The 17798-nt window shown below is 34.7% G+C and carries 12 protein-coding genes and 1 riboswitch; all 12 genes read left to right on the top strand.

Annotation, left to right across the window (positions count from 1 at the left end):
• Positions 1 to 16 precede the first annotated feature (16 nt).
• Positions 17 to 493 carry a flagellar protein FlgN gene (locus G8761_RS04955; protein WP_166024285.1) on the top strand — a complete coding sequence of 159 codons (477 nt, stop codon included), beginning with the start codon at positions 17 to 19 and terminating at the stop codon, positions 491 to 493.
• Positions 494 to 514: 21 nt separating this feature from the next.
• Entirely contained in the window at positions 515 to 2056 is a 1542-nt protein-coding gene (flgK, locus tag G8761_RS04950; RefSeq protein WP_166024283.1) for a flagellar hook-associated protein FlgK, read from the top strand.
• 10 nt (positions 2057 to 2066) lie between these two features.
• Positions 2067 to 2957 (top strand): flagellar hook-associated protein FlgL, encoded by an 891-nt coding sequence (flgL, locus tag G8761_RS04945; RefSeq protein ID WP_166024282.1) that lies wholly within the window; start codon positions 2067 to 2069, stop codon positions 2955 to 2957.
• A gap of 45 nt (positions 2958 to 3002) precedes the next feature.
• Positions 3003 to 3593: a DUF6470 family protein gene (locus tag G8761_RS04940; protein ID WP_166024280.1), complete on the top strand. Its 591-nt coding sequence runs from the start codon at positions 3003 to 3005 to the stop codon at positions 3591 to 3593.
• A 12-nt stretch (positions 3594 to 3605) separates the two neighbouring features.
• A complete protein-coding gene (gene fliW, locus G8761_RS04935; protein WP_166024278.1) occupies positions 3606 to 4034 on the top strand; it encodes a flagellar assembly protein FliW in 429 nt (142 codons plus the stop codon).
• A 5-nt stretch (positions 4035 to 4039) separates the two neighbouring features.
• Positions 4040 to 4258 (top strand): carbon storage regulator CsrA, encoded by a 219-nt coding sequence (gene csrA, locus G8761_RS04930; RefSeq protein WP_166024276.1) that lies wholly within the window; start codon positions 4040 to 4042, stop codon positions 4256 to 4258.
• A 133-nt stretch (positions 4259 to 4391) separates the two neighbouring features.
• Positions 4392 to 4488, top strand: a riboswitch (cyclic di-GMP riboswitch).
• Between the two features lie 163 nt (positions 4489 to 4651).
• Complete coding sequence (locus G8761_RS04925) at positions 4652 to 9952, top strand: OmpL47-type beta-barrel domain-containing protein (RefSeq protein ID WP_243449895.1); 5301 nt, start codon at positions 4652 to 4654, stop codon at positions 9950 to 9952.
• 219 nt (positions 9953 to 10171) lie between these two features.
• Positions 10172 to 11017, top strand: coding sequence for a flagellin N-terminal helical domain-containing protein (locus G8761_RS04920; RefSeq protein WP_166024273.1), 846 nt, complete (start codon positions 10172 to 10174; stop codon positions 11015 to 11017).
• Between the two features lie 68 nt (positions 11018 to 11085).
• Positions 11086 to 12954, top strand: a complete 1869-nt coding sequence (locus tag G8761_RS04915; protein ID WP_166024271.1) for a glycosyltransferase family 2 protein — start codon at positions 11086 to 11088, stop codon at positions 12952 to 12954.
• Positions 12955 to 12975: 21 nt separating this feature from the next.
• A complete protein-coding gene (locus G8761_RS04910; RefSeq protein WP_166024269.1) occupies positions 12976 to 15078 on the top strand; it encodes a glycosyltransferase in 2103 nt (700 codons plus the stop codon).
• The gene (locus G8761_RS04905) at positions 15068 to 16657 is read left to right on the top strand and encodes a glycosyltransferase (RefSeq protein ID WP_166024267.1); all 1590 of its coding nucleotides are present in this window, start codon (positions 15068 to 15070) and stop codon (positions 16655 to 16657) included. Before G8761_RS04910 ends, G8761_RS04905 begins: the two co-directional genes overlap by 11 nt.
• 43 nt (positions 16658 to 16700) lie before the next feature.
• The gene (locus G8761_RS04900; protein WP_243449894.1) at positions 16701 to 17771 is read left to right on the top strand and encodes a glycosyltransferase family 2 protein; all 1071 of its coding nucleotides are present in this window, start codon (positions 16701 to 16703) and stop codon (positions 17769 to 17771) included.
• The last annotated feature ends 27 nt before the right edge of the window (positions 17772 to 17798 follow it).

Below are 17798 nucleotides of genomic sequence, written 5' to 3'. Positions count from 1 at the left end.
GCAGGGAGGGGATAACATGGATTCTGAAAAATTGATAGCTGTGATGGAGAAGCTTTTAAAGCTTCATCAAAGCCTTTGCAGCCTGGCAGAACGGAAAACTGACATCGTAAAAAAAGGAGATATGGATGCCCTTACCCAGCTATTAAAGGAAGAACAGGCCCATATAGCGGCAATTAAGAAATTAGAAGGCGAGCGGGAGAGCATCGCCTCCCGTATTGTTCCTATCCTGGACAAGCCCTCTATTTCAGATTGCCTTAATTTTCTGGAGGGTGCGGAAAAGGAAAAACTTCAGCAAATCCGTTCTGAGCTTTTTGAAACCGTTCATCAAATCAAGGGAAAAAATGATTTGAACCAGCAGTTAATTTATCAATCACTGCAATTCGTAAATTTATCATTGAACTTGATTGCTCCGCAGCCAGATACGATCAATTATGGTCCTGAGGCGGGAAAACGAAAGAGTCAGAGCTCAGGAATGTTTAATAGCAGGGCATAATATTAAAATGGAGGAACGATTATGCGTTCAACCTTTATGGGATTAGAAACAGCGCGGCGGGGTATGTTTACCCAGCAGAGCGCTTTATATACAACAGGTCAAAACGTTGCTAATGCCAGTACACCAGGCTACTCAAGGCAGCGTGTGAATTTTTCTCAGACAGAACCATATCCTGGAGCTGGAATGAATATGCCTCAGTTGCCCGGCCAAATGGGTACAGGGGTAAAAGCTGATTCTGTTCAGAGGATTCGTGAGAGTTTCCTTGATGTCCAATATCGCAACGAAAATAATAAACTGGGCTATTGGCAAACTCGTGCAGATTCCATGGACAAGATGGAAAGCATTATGAATGAACCGTCCGATTCAGGTTTATCAACGGTAATGGACCAATTCTGGCAGTCGCTGCAAGATTTGGCTGTTGATCCAACAAACTCAGGCGCTCGGTCTGTAGTTCGTCAGCGTGGAGAAGCAGTTTCAGAAACCTTTAATTATTTATATAGTTCTCTTTCTACTGTAAAACAGGATCAAAATGACCAGATTGATGTTACTGTAAAAGAAATAAATTCTATTACATACCAATTGGACCAGGTTAATAAACAAATTGGTAGTGTCGAGCCTCATGGTTTATTGCCTAATGATCTTTACGATGAAAGGGATAGGTTGATTGATCAGTTATCGTCTCTAGTAAATATTAAAGTTGAATATGAACCCTCCAAAGGTAATGCGGATCCAAAAGCAGAAGGAACAGCAACTGTCAAACTTATAAATGATAGTGGTTCAGAGCTTGGTATTCTCTTAGGTGGTTCAAGTTCCAATCAGCTGAATGTGAATTACAACGGAGTTGATGGATCTGTAAAAACTATTTCTATTGGCTCAACAAATATTGATTTTTCAAACTTGAACTCATCTGGAAAATTGAGTGCTTTAATTGAATCTTATGGATACGAGAGTAATGGATCAGAAACAGGTGTCTATTCAAAAATGCTTAATGATCTGGATAATTTGGCGTTTACTTTCGCAATGGAATTCAACGATGTTCACTCCAAAGGATTAAGCCCAAATGAAATTGCATCTGGTAAAACAGAAGAAATTCCATTTTTCTCTGGTGCAACACCTACTGATGTTCAAAAAGGTTATGCAGCAAGAATTGGTCTATCAGATCAAATTAATGCAAGCCTTGATAATATTGCGACCGCAGGCGGAACGGATCCAACCAAAGCAACTTTAGGTGATTCTACTAATATTACTGCTTTGGCGAATGTCATAAATCAGAAGCTGGAATACAGTCCTAATCAAATGTCTGACTTTAGAAATTATTATCAAAATGTAATTGGTGGAATGGCGGTAATTTCACAAGAAGCAACGCGACTTGCTGCAAATACATCGTCACTCCAACAGTCTGTGGATCAAAAGCGTCAATCAGTTAGCTCAGTTTCATTGGACGAGGAAATGACAAATATGGTCCAGTTCCAGCACGCTTATAATGCTTCGGCAAGAATGATTACGATTCAGGATGAAATGCTTGATAAAATTATTAACGGTATGGGAACCGGTGGAAGATAGGTGAAATGAAATGCGTATTACACAATCAATGCTCGCCTCCAACTCGCTTCGCAACCTTAGTAATAGCTACTTGAAAATGGGTAAATACCAAGACCAGCTTTCTACTGGTAAAAAGATAACAAAGCCCTCCGATGATCCTGTTGTAGCTATGAAAGGTATGTTCTACCGTTCTGATTTGACAGGGATAGAGCAATATAAAAGGAACTTATCAGAACTTCATTTATGGATGGATAATTCTGAAGCAGGATTATCCCAGGCAAATAGTACATTGCAGCGTGTAAGAGAGCTACTGGTGCAGGGACAAAATAATACACTTAGCCCCTCCGACCGACAGGCAATCGCAGTGGAAGTCGGTCAATTAAATCAGGATTTAGTAAAAACAGCAAATACTCAAGTGGCCGGAAGGTATATCTTTCATGGAACAGATGTAACAAATCCGCCTGTTGCTCAAGAGGATCCACCCCAGGTTGTAGCAAATTTAACCGATCCAGCAATTAATAGTTACAATGTAGAAGTTTCTAAGGGAGTTTCCTTAAAAGCAAATGTGAATCCAGCAAATACTTTCAATCAGGAACTATTTGATGTTGTAGGAGGCATTCAGGCGGCACTTCAAAATGATAATTCTGTTGACTTAGAGGGATTTACAGCAAAGCTGGATAAAGTGATTACCAACTTGTCTACAGAGCGCTCTGAATTGGGTGCTCGAACAAACCGCCTCGATTTAGTTGAAAACCGTATAGACCAGCAAGATGTTCTGGCTAACAAGGTACTTTCTGATAATGAAGATGCCGATATTGAGAAAGTCATCATGGATATGACAACTCAGGAAAGTGTGCACCGTGCAGCTTTAAGTGTAGGTTCGAGGATTATTCAGCCAACATTAATGGACTTTTTAAGATAGAAGCTATTCGAATAAGAATAGCTTTTTTTACTAGGAGGTGGAAAGATGAGGCTTCCACAAATAAGACTGGAGTCAACGAATGCTGCGATCCAGATTACCACTCAAAATGCTAAAGTGGAGATTGAACAGCCGCCAGCAGATTTAAATATCCAGCAGCCACAAGCTGACATGGAAATTAATCGAACTCCTTCAAGGCTGACAATTGATCAAACAAAGGCAAGGGCAGATGTTGATTTAAAAAGTACACCTCAAAGGATAAGCGAAGCTGCTCAGAAGGGACAACAAGATCTCCTTGAAGGAATCGCACGACGTGCACAAGAGGGCGATGAACTTATGAGGATTGAAAATGGGGGGAAACCTATTGCAGACCAAGCTAAAAAACATTCTTTTCTTCCCGAACATGAATTTAGACTTGGGTGGATTCCCTCTATAGGAAGTGTTCAAATTAATTATGATCCTGGAAAACTGGATATTCAATGGAAAGTAAATAGACCAGTCATAAACGTCCAGAATAATAAACCTATACTCAATTACTATCCTGGAAAGGTTGAAACGTCTCTAAAGGATTATCCATCAATAAAAACCGACTTTGTAAATTTAAAGTATGTCGGACCCAATTATGAACAAACTATTTAAGGTTGTGATTGAATGATTATTAATACCAAATATCACGGAGAATTAGAAATAAACCAAGGTGAAATCCTCCATTTTGAAAAAGGAGTACCAGGATTTCCGGATGAAAAAAAATTCATTATGCTCCCGTTATCAGATAAACAAACCTATTTAATTATGCAGTCTGTCTTAAACTCTAATGTCGCTTTTGTAGTGACTAGTCCTTTTAACTTTTTTCCTGATTATGATTTTGAATTAGAAAATTCTGCTGTGGAAGAATTGGAGTTAGCATCTGAAAAAGAGATTCAAGTATATACAATTCTAACTGTTTCGGATCCCTTTAAAGAAACAACAGCAAACCTGCAAGCTCCTATTATTATTAACAATACAAATTTGAGTGCAAAGCAAGTCATATTGAATGATGGAAAATACAAAACTAAACATCCCATTTTTCCGAAAGGGTGAGTTCATTGTTAGTCCTAACCAGAAAAAACGGCGAATCCATTAAAATAGGGGATGATATAGAAATTACTATTATTTCAACTAAAAATGATCAGGTGAAAATAGGAATCAAAGCTCCTAAAAAGGTGGAAGTTTACCGGAAAGAAATTTACGATCTTATCCAAGGAGAAAACCAGCTAGCTACCAAGGACATATCAAACATGCTTAATATAATAATTAATGAATAAAATGACACGAAAAATCCTTTATTTTTTACATTTTTTTATTAAAAAGAAGAATTCGCGCAATGAATGGGTACAAATACCTATTAATTTTTTAGGTTAAAAGAATTAATATAAAATAATAAAGTTATAAATTACCAAGTGAAAAAGGCAAATCATAGGAAACTATGAGACGCAAAGCCAAGGGCCTGACCCATTAGAACTACTATTCTTTTGGAAGGCAGCCGGTTGCCGCAAGGAATCATAGCCCGATTTCTATGAACCTTGTAAGAGGTTCTTTTTTATGGGCCTTTTTCACCAGGAAAGGTGGAGATTAAGATAGAAAGGTATCGAAAGGTAAGTTCAATATTTGTTTTACTCCTGCTTTTTTTTCAACTCTTTTATCCTCTAGGAAATGCTTTGGCTGCAGATAATGGTGTCCTGCTGCCGCCTAGCAATCTGGCATACCAGGTTATATCTCCGGATGATGGAAAATTAACATGGAGTTCTGTGTATGCTGCCACAGGATACAATGTATATCAAATTACAGAAGGTCAGTTGGTTTTTGTTGGAACAACCAAGACAAACTCATATTCCTTAAACAATCAGGCAGAAGGCCAGTACAGCTACATAGTTTCAACCTTAAGTACAGATGGTGAATCGGGACCATGTGCCCCAGTAGATGTCAATATTGTATATCCCACCATGGCTGCGCCTTCTACTTTAACCAGTTCTATTCAAAATGGAAATGACATTGTCTTGAATTGGGGAACAGCCCAATATGCAGATAAATATAATGTTTATCAAATTTCTGCTGACGGGTCAAAGAAACTTTTAACCTCTACCACATCACGTACATACACCATACAAAATGCAAGTGAGGGTAATTATGCGTTTTCTGTTTCTGCAGAAAACAATCTTTATGGAGAATCTGCCGCTAGCACTCCAGTGGATGTAAACTTAGTTTATCCAGTAATGAAGGAACCAACTAATCTTACTTTTACGATAACAAATGGTAATGATGTGAATTTAAAATGGCAAGCAGCAAGCTATGCAAACAGTTACTTGATATACAAAGTAGTTGATGGCCAGGAAATTTATGCAACCGCAGTAACAACAACAAACGCTGTTTTTGCCAATGTGCCGGCATCAGATTATGAATATAAGATTTATTCTAAAAGTGATCGTTTTGGAACATCGGAAAATGGAGCTTCTGTGTCTCTTACAGTAAGCCCGGTTACAATGAGTCCGCCAAGTACTATAAGCTATAAACTTCAGAACGTTAACGATGTAGTACTAAACTGGTCAGCATCATCTTATGCAACAGGTTATAAAGTCTATCAGATTAATGATGGGCAGCGAATTTTAAAAGGAACCTACACTGGAACAACGGTTACATATCCTAATCAGTCTGGCGGAGATTATGTATATGAGGTTCATTCATTTAGTGATCGTTTTGGAGAATCAGAATTAGGTACGCAAGTGAAATTAACGGTTAGTACAGTGACGATGAATCCTCCTGATAATGCAGCCTACAAAGTTCAAAATCTTAATGACATTGTGTTGACTTGGAATTCAGCGGCCTATGCTGAAAGCTATAAAATTTACCAGATAGTAGATGGCCAACGAGTGTTAAAAAGTACTGTAACTGGTACTACTGCTTCTTTTACCAATATGCCAGCTGGAAATTATAAATATGAAATCACTTCCTACAACAGTCGTTTTGGTGAATCAGAGACAAGCAGTGATGTTTCATTAACGCTGGATCCGGTTATCATGGAAAAACCTCCTGGTATTAGTTATAAGATTCAAAATGGAAATGACATTCTTTTAAGCTGGGATGCATCGCCCAATACAACCAATTATAAAGTTTATCAAGTTGTTAATGGTCAAAGAATACTAAAAAGTACGGTCACTGGAAATTCAGTAACTTATACTAATATGCCAGAAGGCGACTACTCTTATGAGGTCCATTCATACAATAGCAGATTTGGAGAATCTGCTGAAGGAGCTGCTCTGTCATTCTCTCTTCTCTATCCTTCAATGGAATCTCCAGGGAACCCGGAAGCTTCCATTACAAGCCCTACAGCTTTTACATTAAACTGGGATCCTTCACCTTATGCTACATCCTATAAGGTATATCAGGTAGTGAATGGAACTAAAAATTTAAAAAATACTGTTACAGGTACCTCAATTAACTATAGCAATGTGCAGCAAGGTGACTATGTATATGAAATTCATTCCTATTCTTCCCGATTTGGCGAATCCAAAGATGGCAGTTTAGTTACTGTAAAAATGACAGGGCAAGCAATGGGAACACCTACCAACTTGCAGTATACAATTCTAAACGGTAATGATATTAAATTAACGTGGGGTCCGGTTCAGTATTCGACAAACTATAAAGTATATAAAATGATTGATGGTTTTAAACTGCTTCAAAGCACTGTAACCGGGACAAGCGTAACATACACAAACCAGGCTGAGGGAGATTATGATTTTGTAGTTGATTCCTATTATTCTCTGTTAGGGGAATCTCCTGAGGGCGCTGAGGTTCAATTTAATTTAACCTACCCGATTATGGTCAAGCCGGCAAATTTAACTGGAACAATCCTAAATATTAGTGATATTAATTTGAAGTGGAATTCAGTTCAGTATGCAAGTAGTTATAAAATTTATGAAATTATTGATGGAGTGGACGTGCTGAAAGGTACAATAGCTGGAACCTCCTTTCAATTTTCAAAAGTAACTGAAGGAACGCATGCTTATGAAGTTCATTCAGTTAGCTCTCGTTTTGGTGATTCGTTAGAAGGAAGCGTGGCGGAGTCTACAATTACTTTTCCCAAAATGCTGCCGCCGACCAACTTAACCAACACGATTGTTAACGGCAATGACGTTGTATTAAAGTGGGATGCCGCTCCTTATGCGACAGGCTATAACATCTATCAAATCATTGATGGTGAAAAGCAATTTGTAAAAACAGTAAGTGGTACAACTGTTACTTTCTCTAATATGGCGGAGGGCGATTATACTTATGAGGTTTATACCATTAGTGACCGTTTTGGAGAATCTGAAGAGGGAAGTTTATTCACTCTTACTGTGGATTTTCCAGAAATGAAGCCGCCTGCAAATCTAACAAAAAGTATCCTTAACGGCAATGATATAAAATTAAGCTGGAATGCTTCACTATATGCTTCTGCTTATAATATTTACAGGGTAGAAGACGGAAACAAAACATTTATAAAGACCACAACTGCTACTAACCTTACTTTTGTAAACATGCCAGAAGGTGATTATCAATATGAAGTTCACTCTTACAGTCCGCGTTTTGGAGAATCCAAAGATGGCAGTATATTAGACTTTTCATTGGTTTTCCCAATAATGCAGTCACCGACCGTGTTCTCATATTCGATTCTAAATGGGAATGATATAAAATTAAGCTGGAATAGCTCAGCCTATGCCACCGCTTATAAGGTATACCAAATTATTAATGGTGAGAAGGTTCTCCAAAGGACTGTGACAGGAACTACAGTAACCTTTAGTAATATGCCAGAAGGTGATTATCAATACGAGATTGACTCCTATAGTGATCGTTTTGGTGAATCTCCTGTTGGAAATACTATAAGCTTCAGCTTAAATTGGCCTATTGTTCAGCCGCCAGTACTTCAGGGAACGATTTTTAATGCAAACAATGTAACTCTGTCCTGGAATTCAGTTTCATGGGCAAACGAGTATCGAGTATATGAAATTAACGAAGATAATAAGGTATTAATCTACCATGGTACTGCATTATCCTATAAAATTTACAATTTGACGGAAGAAACGCATACTTATCAAGTAACTGCTTACAGCAGCCGCTTTGGTGAATCTGTTTTATCAAATCCCGCAGTTGAAAACATTATATATCCTGAAATGCAGCCGCCGGTGGCAGCTGTAAAAGTAACTGGACCAGTAAGTGCGGTTATTTCATGGAATTTTGTAACTTACGCAAATGGTTATAATATATATGAAATGGTAGATGGGACTCCGGTTCTTCTGGTCAAAAACGTGAATAACCTTTCCTATACCTTTTCTAATCTTTCTTACAAAAATCATATATATTATGTAACATCCTATAGTAATTCATTTGGGGAATCTCAGCCTTCCGATTCTGTTTGGGCTAAACTAATAACTGACACAACTCCACCAGTAACTACTGCAAATGGTAGAACTGATTGGACAACTTCTAGTCAGACAATTACACTTACTTCTACTGACGATGAAACTGGTGTAGATAAAACGTATTATTCAATTAACGGGTCGGATTATAAAGAGGGAACATCTTTTACCGTTGAACATGAAGGTGTTAACTTTGTTTCTTTCTACTCAGTAGACAAGACAGGAAACAAAGAGGAAGCAAAAACCATTGAAGTGAAAATTGACAAAACAGTCCCAAAAACAAGCATCGATGCTCCAGAAACATGGTTGAGCTCAGATGTAACAGTACATCTAACGGCCATCGATAGGGAGAGTGGAGTGTCAAAAACTTATTACTCTATCAAAGGTTTAGATTATGTAGAGGGGACATCCTTCACTGTGGATCAAGAAGGAGTATACCAGGTTGCTTACTATTCAGTCGACCAGGCAGGTAATAAAGAAGAAATCCAAACAACTGAAGTGAAAATTGATAAAACGGCACCAGAGACAAGCTCCGATGCTCCCAATTCGTGGGTGAATTCAGACGTCACAGTAAATCTGACACCTAACGACAGTGAAAGCAGAGTATCAAAAACGTATTACTCAATCAACGGTTCAGATTATGTAGAGGGAACTTCTTTTACGGTGGACCAGGCGGGAGTAAACAAAGTTGCCTACTACTCAGTCGACCAGGCAGGTAATGAAGAAGCAAAACAGACAGCAGAAGTGAAGATAGATAATACAGCTCCGGAAACAAGCTCTGATGCGCCGGAAACATGGGTAAATTCAGACGTCACAGTAAATCTGACACCTAACGACAGTGAAAGCGGAGTATCAAAAACGTATTACTCTATTAACGGTTCAGATTATGTAGAGGGAACAACCTTCACTGTGAATCCAGAAGGAGTAAACCAGGTCTCCTATTATTCAATCGATCAAGCGGGGAATAAGGAAACTGTACAAACTGTTGAAGTGAAAATAGACAAAACACTTCCCGTTATAACAACAAACTTTAACGACTTATATGAATTGGGCAGCCAATTAAGTCTCGATTACAACACAAGTGATTTATTATCAGGTGTTGTAAAGGAAACAGTAATTTTATCTTCACCTAATGATCCAATAGGAACAGTAGTAAATAAATTCAACCAGATTCAATTGGATCAGCCCGGCGTTTACTCATTGACAATCTTAGCAGCTGATGCTGCCGAGAACACCCAAACAGTAAACACAAAATTTACAGTATATATCCCGGCATCGATCGAAGTAACGCCAAATGTAATTAAGGGAAATAAAGGGGTATTTACCGTTCGGGTTCAATTGCCAAAATCATTTGCGGTTAACCAGCTGGATTTAAATAGTGCAAAAATTAATGGAATTGCAGCGTTAAACAGTAATAATGGCTACTATAATCAGGCTAAGCAGGGCCAGTTCAAATTTGAAAGATCCAATTTCACCTGGACAACAGGTGAAAAAGAATTAGAGTTCCGTTGTAATTTGAATGGATATTTGGTAATCGGTAAAAAAGTTGTAAAAGTTATTGATTAATTTTTTAAAAACCCTTCCGAGACAGGAAGGGTTTTTCATATTAGTAAAAAATTTATTTTAGCAAAATATCCTATAAAACTATTAACAATTTCGCAGAACGGCCGATATAAGTTATGTAACAAGGCGTCAAAGAGGACGGCCGACTCTGAGCGACTTGTAGCCTATACTGATTTCCACAAGGATGTGGATTCAGCAAAATAATTCATGGAGGAAACAAAAATGAGAATTAATCACAATATTTCTGCTCTTAATACTTACAATGCATTATCTAAAAACACTGATGCCACTTCTAAATCTATGGAGAAGCTTTCTTCTGGATTACGTATCAACCGTGCCGCTGATGATGCAGCTGGTCTTGCTATTTCTGAAAAAATGCGTAACCAAATCAACGGTTTAGAGCAAGCGCAACGTAACTCCCAAGATGGCATTTCTTTAATTCAAACTGCTGAAGGCGGATTGAATGAAACTCAATCAATGCTTCAGCGTATGTCAGAATTGACTGTACAAGCAGCTAACGAAACGTTAACTACTTCTGATACATCAAAAATCCAATCTGAGATTACCCAATTAACTAATCAAATTGGTGATATTGCTTCTCAAACAAAATTTAACACAAAAAACATATTAAATACCACTTCAGACATTACTTTCCAAGTTGGGGCTAACGGTGGAGAAACAATTACTATGTCTCTAGTTGATGCAACATCAAGTGCATTAGGACTTATCGATACAGCATCTGCATCTGGATTAACTGACTTAGGTCAAGTGACTTCTAACTTCAATGCTGTAGCAAGTGCCAACTTAGCAATAATTCAATCAGCGATTAATGTGATTTCTGAGGATCGTGCTAACCTTGGAGCAGTACAAAATCGTTTAGAGCATACAATTAACAACCTTCAAACATCCGATGAAAACTTAACAGCTGCTGAGTCTCGCATTCGTGACGTTGATATGGCTAAAGAAATGATGACAATGACGAAAAACAACATCCTTTCTCAAGCTGCACAATCAATGCTTGCACAAGCAAACCAACAGCCACAGGGTGTTCTTCAATTACTACGTTAATAATTATATTGAGGGGGATCTTAGAAATTCTAAGGTCCCCTTTTAAAATGAAGCAGGAGCGGAAAATCATGTCGAAATATTCTATTTCATTGTGTATGATTGTAAAAAATGAGGAAGAATTCCTAAGAAGATGTTTAAAGAGTGTTAGTAAAATAGTCAGTGAGATTATTATTATAGATACGGGTTCAACTGATTCTACTATACAGATAGCAGAGGAATTTAACTCTAAAGTTTATAATTTTAAATGGAATGGAGATTTTGCAGAAGCTAGAAACTACTCAATTAAATTTGCTTCTTCAGATTACATCCTTGTATTGGATGCTGATGAGTATTTAGATGAGAATAACTTTATTCTTTCCCGTAATCTTGAATCTGGGAAAGATTTTTATATTTTTAATATAAAAAACTACTTGGATAGCCAAACATTCAATCACCAAGCCATCCGTGTTTTTAAAAATCATAGGGGCTTTAAATATAAAGGTAAAATTCATGAACATATAAATATAGAGGACTTTAATGGACTCACAAAAGAGCAAGCTGATACCTGGATTTATCATACAGGTTATAAATCTAATACTTATAATAAAAAAAATAAACATAACAGGAATTTAAAACTTCTTTTGGAAGAAGTAAACAATAATCCTACTGGATACAACTATTTTAATTTAGGAAATCAATATAGGGCAAATGGAGAATTTGATAAAGCGTTAAGTTCTTATAAAAAAGCATATTACTTAAGTAAAGATAGAGTATATTTATCCTATTTACTTAATCAAATGGGCAAATGCTTATTGAATCTTGAAAGGCATGAAGAAGGTATAGAATTAATTTTAAACTCAATAGACAACTTTCCAACCTATACAGATTTATACTTTACTCTTGGAGAACTATATGAAGCACTTGGATATTTAAAAGATGCAGAAGCATTCTATTTGAAATGCCTTGAATTAGGAGAAGTGAATGATCAACAGACAACAGAGGGTGTAGGGAGTTACCTTGCTCGTTTAAATTTAGCTAGGGTGTATCAACAATTAGGGGATTTACCTAAAGCACTGGAACAAAGCTTTGTTTCACTGCAAAAACATAAAGGTCATCTCCCGACGCTTATAAATCTTATTAAGTTATTAAAAAAAGGTGAAGTCAATCCAAATGAAACTAGAAAATTCCTTGATAGCTCTTATCCAATTAGAGAACAAGTAGATATAAATAATATTTTCATCACCCTTTTCTTAACACGTTCTCAACTTTTATTACATTATATAGAGACCTACAATCTTAAAGTGGAAAAGGAAATTTATACAATAGCCCTTCAATACGGCAATAGAGAAATGGAAGCATATAATAAGTGGAAACAAGCATCTAATGTAACTTATGAGCTTGCTGAGGATATAGTTGCACTATCATTTAAACTAAATTCTACTGAGTTATTAAATTATACAAAAGATCATTTTAACAATAATGATTTTACAATCTTAAATGGCATCCTTTCTAAAAAAGATAACATTGAGTTATCAACAAGGGTAAAAAACTTCTTAAGAAGAGTTATTATTAAAGCAGGCCTACTAAATGATCGAGAAACTGTCATTGGTTTGTTGAATATTTTGACAAACCATAACACAATTGAAGATGTTGACTTAATCAAAGACTTGACTGATGCAGGTTTAAAAGATATTACAAGGCAATTTATCACAGATTATTTAAATAATTATTGGTCCTCTAAAGGATATATTGAAATTTTAGGGTCTTTAAAAGAAAGAGACGGATCTATAAAAGAGGCATTGAAGTTATTTAAAAGATTACTTGAAATTGAGCCGAAGTATAGGAATTATGAAAGACTATATAATACTTACATGAAGAAAAATGATTATAAATCAATGGATATATTAAAAGAGGAAATAAAGTGCAAATTTCCGTTAGTGAAATGGGTTGTAAATTAAAGGAAAATGGTGAACCTTCTTATGTTGACTAGCATAATTATTCTCACATATAACAAATTAGACTTTACTAAACAATGTATAGAAAGTATCAGAAAACACACTGCTAAAGAAGACTACGAGTTAATTATTGTGGATAATCATTCAACCGACGAAACAATTGAGTGGCTCCATACACAAGAAAATATTAAATGTGTATTTAACGAAGATAATGTAGGGTTTCCCAAAGGGTGTAATCAAGGAATTGAAATAGCTAAAGGGAATAACATATTACTTCTAAACAATGATGTTATAGTAACTAAAGGCTGGTTAACAAACTTAGTGAAAGCTTTATACAGTAATCCATTGGTTGGAGCGGTAGGCCCTGTTACAAATTCAGCTGCATACTATTCAACAATTGGGGTTTCATATAATTCCTTGGATGGGATGCATGAGTTTGCAGAAAAGTTTAATCAACCAGACTCTTCAAAGTGGGAAACACGGTTAAAATTAATTGGATTTTGTATGTTAATAAAAAAAGAAGCAGTTGACACAATAGGTATGTTAGACGAGCAATTTTCTCCAGGGAATTTTGAGGATGATGATTATTCTATCCGATTAAGAAAAGCTGGATACTCATTACTTTTGTGTAAGGACACCTTCATACATCATTACGGAAGTGTTTCGTGGCGAGAAAATGCAAATGAATATTCACATATTCTATCAAATAACGAACAGAAATTTATGGATAAATGGGGCACTAATTTACAGTCGTATATTATCCATTTTGATTTGATTGATCAATTAGAATTTTTTGAGGATCAAAATTTAAATATTCTTCATATAGGTTGTAATTCGGGTGGAACCTTACTTGAATTAAAAAACCGTTTTAAAAATGCGGATTTATATGGTTTGGAATCTAATACATTTGAAGCACAAGAAGCTCAATCTTTTGCTAAGGTAGTTAGTGGAAATATTGAACTATCTATAAACGATTATGATGATCAATTTTTTGATATTATCATTGTTAGTAAATGGGAACAAATTGAATATCCAGAACAGTTGATAAAAAAGATAAATAATAAACTTAAAGACAATGCTGTTTTTTTAACCTCAATGTTTAACATATCTAATTATAAAATAATCTATAATATTTTAGCAGGAAACAACCCTGTTAGTGTAAAGTGTTTCTCCTTACAAGAAATACAAAATATTTTTAAAGAAAAAGGATTTTTGTATAAAATAGATGAAATTTCTAATTCCACATCTCATCCTGAGAACCAACAATTAATAAACAATTTATGTATAATCTCTTCTAATAACAGACGAAACCAATTTGAAACGTATAAATATATAGTCCGGGCAAATAAATCAAATAGTGAAATGATACAGGCAATAACTAATCTGAATGAAAACCTCCAATTAGAGAAAAGCACTTTTTATATCAATAATCAATCTCCAGATAAAGTTATATCATTTATAAAAAGTTATTACGAAAACTCTATTGAAGTACTAAACACAATTGCCATTATTAATTTTCAAAAGGAAATACATGAGAGTATATTTCCATATCTTTTAGCGGCATATGAAATTGATTCTACACATAAAGATACAATTTATAATTTAGCTTTTATCTTAAATGCCTATGAACAAAATGAATTGGCAAAGAGTTATTTAGAACCATATATTTCACAAGATCAAGAAATTTTAGAGTTATATAATAAAATTATGAATGACCTTATAGTTTCAAGAAGGGAACTGACCTTTTTAGTAAGAAGATTGGAAAATAAGATTGACTTTATTGATACAAGGGAATTATTAGTTTCTAAAATAAAGTCGAATGTTATAACGGAGAATAATATTTTAAATATAATAGAAAATGATATTGTAAATAAAGAAGATGTTTTAAATCAAATAGCTAGTATTTGCTATGAAAACACTCTTAATGACCTAGTTCTCCCATTATTAAACTATGCATTTGAAATAAACTCGAACAATGACGATACCTTATTCAATCTGGGTTATGTTCTAATGTCTATAGGAGAAAACGACTTAGCACTGGATTATTTGAATAAAATTAATAATAAAGATAAAGATGTTATAGCAATAATAGAAGAGATACTGGGAGCTATTGTTAATGAACGATAAAAAGATATCCTTCATCTACTGTGTGAATAATTTTCATATTTATGATGAATCAGTAAAATATATTAAAGGTTTAAATGTTCCTGATGGCTATGAGTTTGATATTATACCTATTGAAAATCCAACAAGTATAACATCAGGTTATAATAAGGCTTTGGCCTTGTCTGATGCAAAATATAAAGTATATTTACATCAAGATGTATTTATTCTAAACAAGAATTTTATTTTTGATATCCTTGATATTTTTCAACAAGATTTGAATATTGGTCTTCTTGGTCTTACAGGGTCCAAGGTTATACCAACAACAGGGATTTTAAATGAGGCACAAATAAAATACGGAAAAATATATGATAATCGTACAGGCCAAATTAATTTGTATGAATTTGAAGATATACTAAATAAATATGAAACAGTACAGGCTATAGAAGGCTTTATAATGATAACTCAATATGATATATCATGGCGCGATGATTTATTTGATGACTTGTATTATTATAGTACTTCTCAGAGTGTTGAATTTCTAAAAAAAGGATATCAAGTTGTAGTTCCAAAACAAGCAAAACCCTGGTGTCTTCATGATTGTGGGATTAAGGAATATGAATTATCGAAAAATTGCAGAAAAAATTTTTTAGAGGAATATTCAAATGAGATTTACCCGCTAGTAAGTATTCTTATACCAACTTATAATAGACCTGAACTTTTTCAGTTAGCATTAGAGAGTGCAATTAATCAAACCTATAAAAATATTGAAATAATAATTGGGGATGACAGTACCAATGATGAAACTGAAGAGTTAATAAGAAAAAATTACTTAAATAAGTATTCAAATATAAAGTATTATCATAATAAATCAAATTTAGGACAATTTAAAAATGATATAAAATTATACAATATGTCCAGTGGAGAATTTGTTAACTATTTGATGGATGATGATGTATTTGAATTCACAAAAATAGAGAAGATGATGGATTACTTTATAAATGATGTTAATCAGGAAATTTCATTAGTTACCTCTTATAGAGGTACTCTGGATTATCTGGGGAATAAAAAAGGTGTATTTGGAGATATAGATAAAATATTTAAAAGTGATACAGTTCTTGATGGAATTAAACTCGGAAACTTAGTTTTAATAAATAATTTTAATTGTATTGGTGAGCCAACAACTGTCCTATTTAGAAAAAGTAAATTGGAAGAACCTTTTGGTGTGTTTAATAATAGAGAATACGGGTGCAATGTTGATCAAGCAACTTGGCTAAATTTATTATCAAATGGGAAAGCCGTAATAATAACTGAGATTTTAAGTTATTTTAGGATACATGATTCACAACAGCTAAGCTCTCCAAAAATGAAATTATTAGGAGCGGTTGATTACGCGCATGAAATATTAACTGCAAATAAAAAAGGGTTTATTCAGAATACCAATGAAGCTAGGAAAGCTTTATCAAGGAGTATCTTATATTGTGAGAAGATAATCTCTGAGTTTAATTACTCTGATGAGAAAGAACTAAATCAAGAATTTAATAATCTTATATACTATTTTAATAAATTACAAGAATGTTATTACACTTATCAAGTCAATTAGATTTTAAACTTGTATATTATGTTTTAAGAAAGGGCAAAGTTTAATGACTCTCCTTGCTTTAACAATGATTACCAAAAACGAAGAAAAGAACCTTCCCGTATGTTTGGAAAGCGTCAAGAAGTTGGTTGATGAAATTATAATTGTCGATACAGGATCAACTGATAATACAAAACATATTGCCTTACACTATGGAGCGAAGGTGTATGATTTTGAATGGAATAATGATTTCTCAGCTGCACGAAATTACGCTCTTTCAAAATCTACTTCCGATTGGAATTTAGTTTTGGATGCTGATGAAAAAATTATAAATTGGGATTCGGATAGACTTGAGAAGTTCAAGTCTAATCCTTTTGCAATTGGGCGGATAAAAATAATTAGTAGCTTTGTGCAAAACAATGAAAAGAGATTGTCGCAAGATTTTATTTCTCGCCTTTTGCCAAAAGGTGTTTTCTTTACTGGAAAAATACATGAGCAAATCGATTCGAATTTTCCCCGAATGGACCTTCCTATTGAGGTTTTTCATACTGGTTATCTTAGTACCGACAAGAGTGAACGGAACCTTCAGCTACTTCTGTTAGAAGTGGAGAAGAGTCCCCAAAACCCATATATACTTTATCAATTAGGCAGGCAATTCCGGACAGATAAACAAATCGATACAGCCAATATTTATTTTGCTAAGGCTTATAATCACATCAACCGCGATGAAAAATATGCCGTGGACCTCATAGTTAATTATCTTTACACCCTGATCTATATAAAACAATACCATGAGGCTTTAGAGATCATCGTTAATGAAAGAGACTGGCTAACTAAATCACCGGATTTTCATTTTGTTTGCGGAATCTTTTATATGAATTATGTATTGGTTGACCCTAGACATAATCTAAGCTACTTAAAAAATATAGAAAAATCTTATTTAAATTGTTTAGCCATACAACAAAATGGTTGGGAAGAGATTGTGATTGGTACATCCAGCTTTTTGGCAGCATATAACTTAGGTGTTTTTTATGAAACAACTGGAAATTTAATAAAAGCAAAAGAATTTTATCAGTTAGCTGCAAATGATTCTTATAAGCCGGCTTTTAATCGATTAGATTTGCTTAACAAGTACTAAAAAATATACAGGGAATTGTCGATATAA

It is taken from the genome of Neobacillus terrae (assembly GCF_011393025.1).
Lineage (GTDB): Bacteria > Bacillota > Bacilli > Bacillales > Cytobacillaceae > Neobacillus_A > Neobacillus_A terrae.
Note: the sequence above shows the minus strand (reverse complement) of the source record. Positions and strands in the feature narration are given on the sequence as shown.

Bases quoted from the DNA above. Each gene is read 5' to 3' on its own strand.
- G8761_RS04905 (WP_166024267.1), top strand. From the start codon at position 15,068: ATGAACGATAAAAAGATATCCTTCATCTACTGTGTGAATAATTTTCAT.
- G8761_RS04910 (WP_166024269.1), top strand. From the start codon at position 12,976: ATGTTGACTAGCATAATTATTCTCACATATAACAAATTAGACTTTACT.
- G8761_RS04920 (WP_166024273.1), top strand. From the start codon at position 10,172: ATGAGAATTAATCACAATATTTCTGCTCTTAATACTTACAATGCATTA.
- G8761_RS04940 (WP_166024280.1), top strand. From the start codon at position 3,003: ATGAGGCTTCCACAAATAAGACTGGAGTCAACGAATGCTGCGATCCAG.
- G8761_RS04915 (WP_166024271.1), top strand. From the start codon at position 11,086: ATGTCGAAATATTCTATTTCATTGTGTATGATTGTAAAAAATGAGGAA.
- flgK (WP_166024283.1), top strand. From the start codon at position 515: ATGCGTTCAACCTTTATGGGATTAGAAACAGCGCGGCGGGGTATGTTT.
- fliW (WP_166024278.1), top strand. From the start codon at position 3,606: ATGATTATTAATACCAAATATCACGGAGAATTAGAAATAAACCAAGGT.
- G8761_RS04955 (WP_166024285.1), top strand. From the start codon at position 17: ATGGATTCTGAAAAATTGATAGCTGTGATGGAGAAGCTTTTAAAGCTT.
- flgL (WP_166024282.1), top strand. From the start codon at position 2,067: ATGCGTATTACACAATCAATGCTCGCCTCCAACTCGCTTCGCAACCTT.
- G8761_RS04900 (WP_243449894.1), top strand. From the start codon at position 16,701: ATGACTCTCCTTGCTTTAACAATGATTACCAAAAACGAAGAAAAGAAC.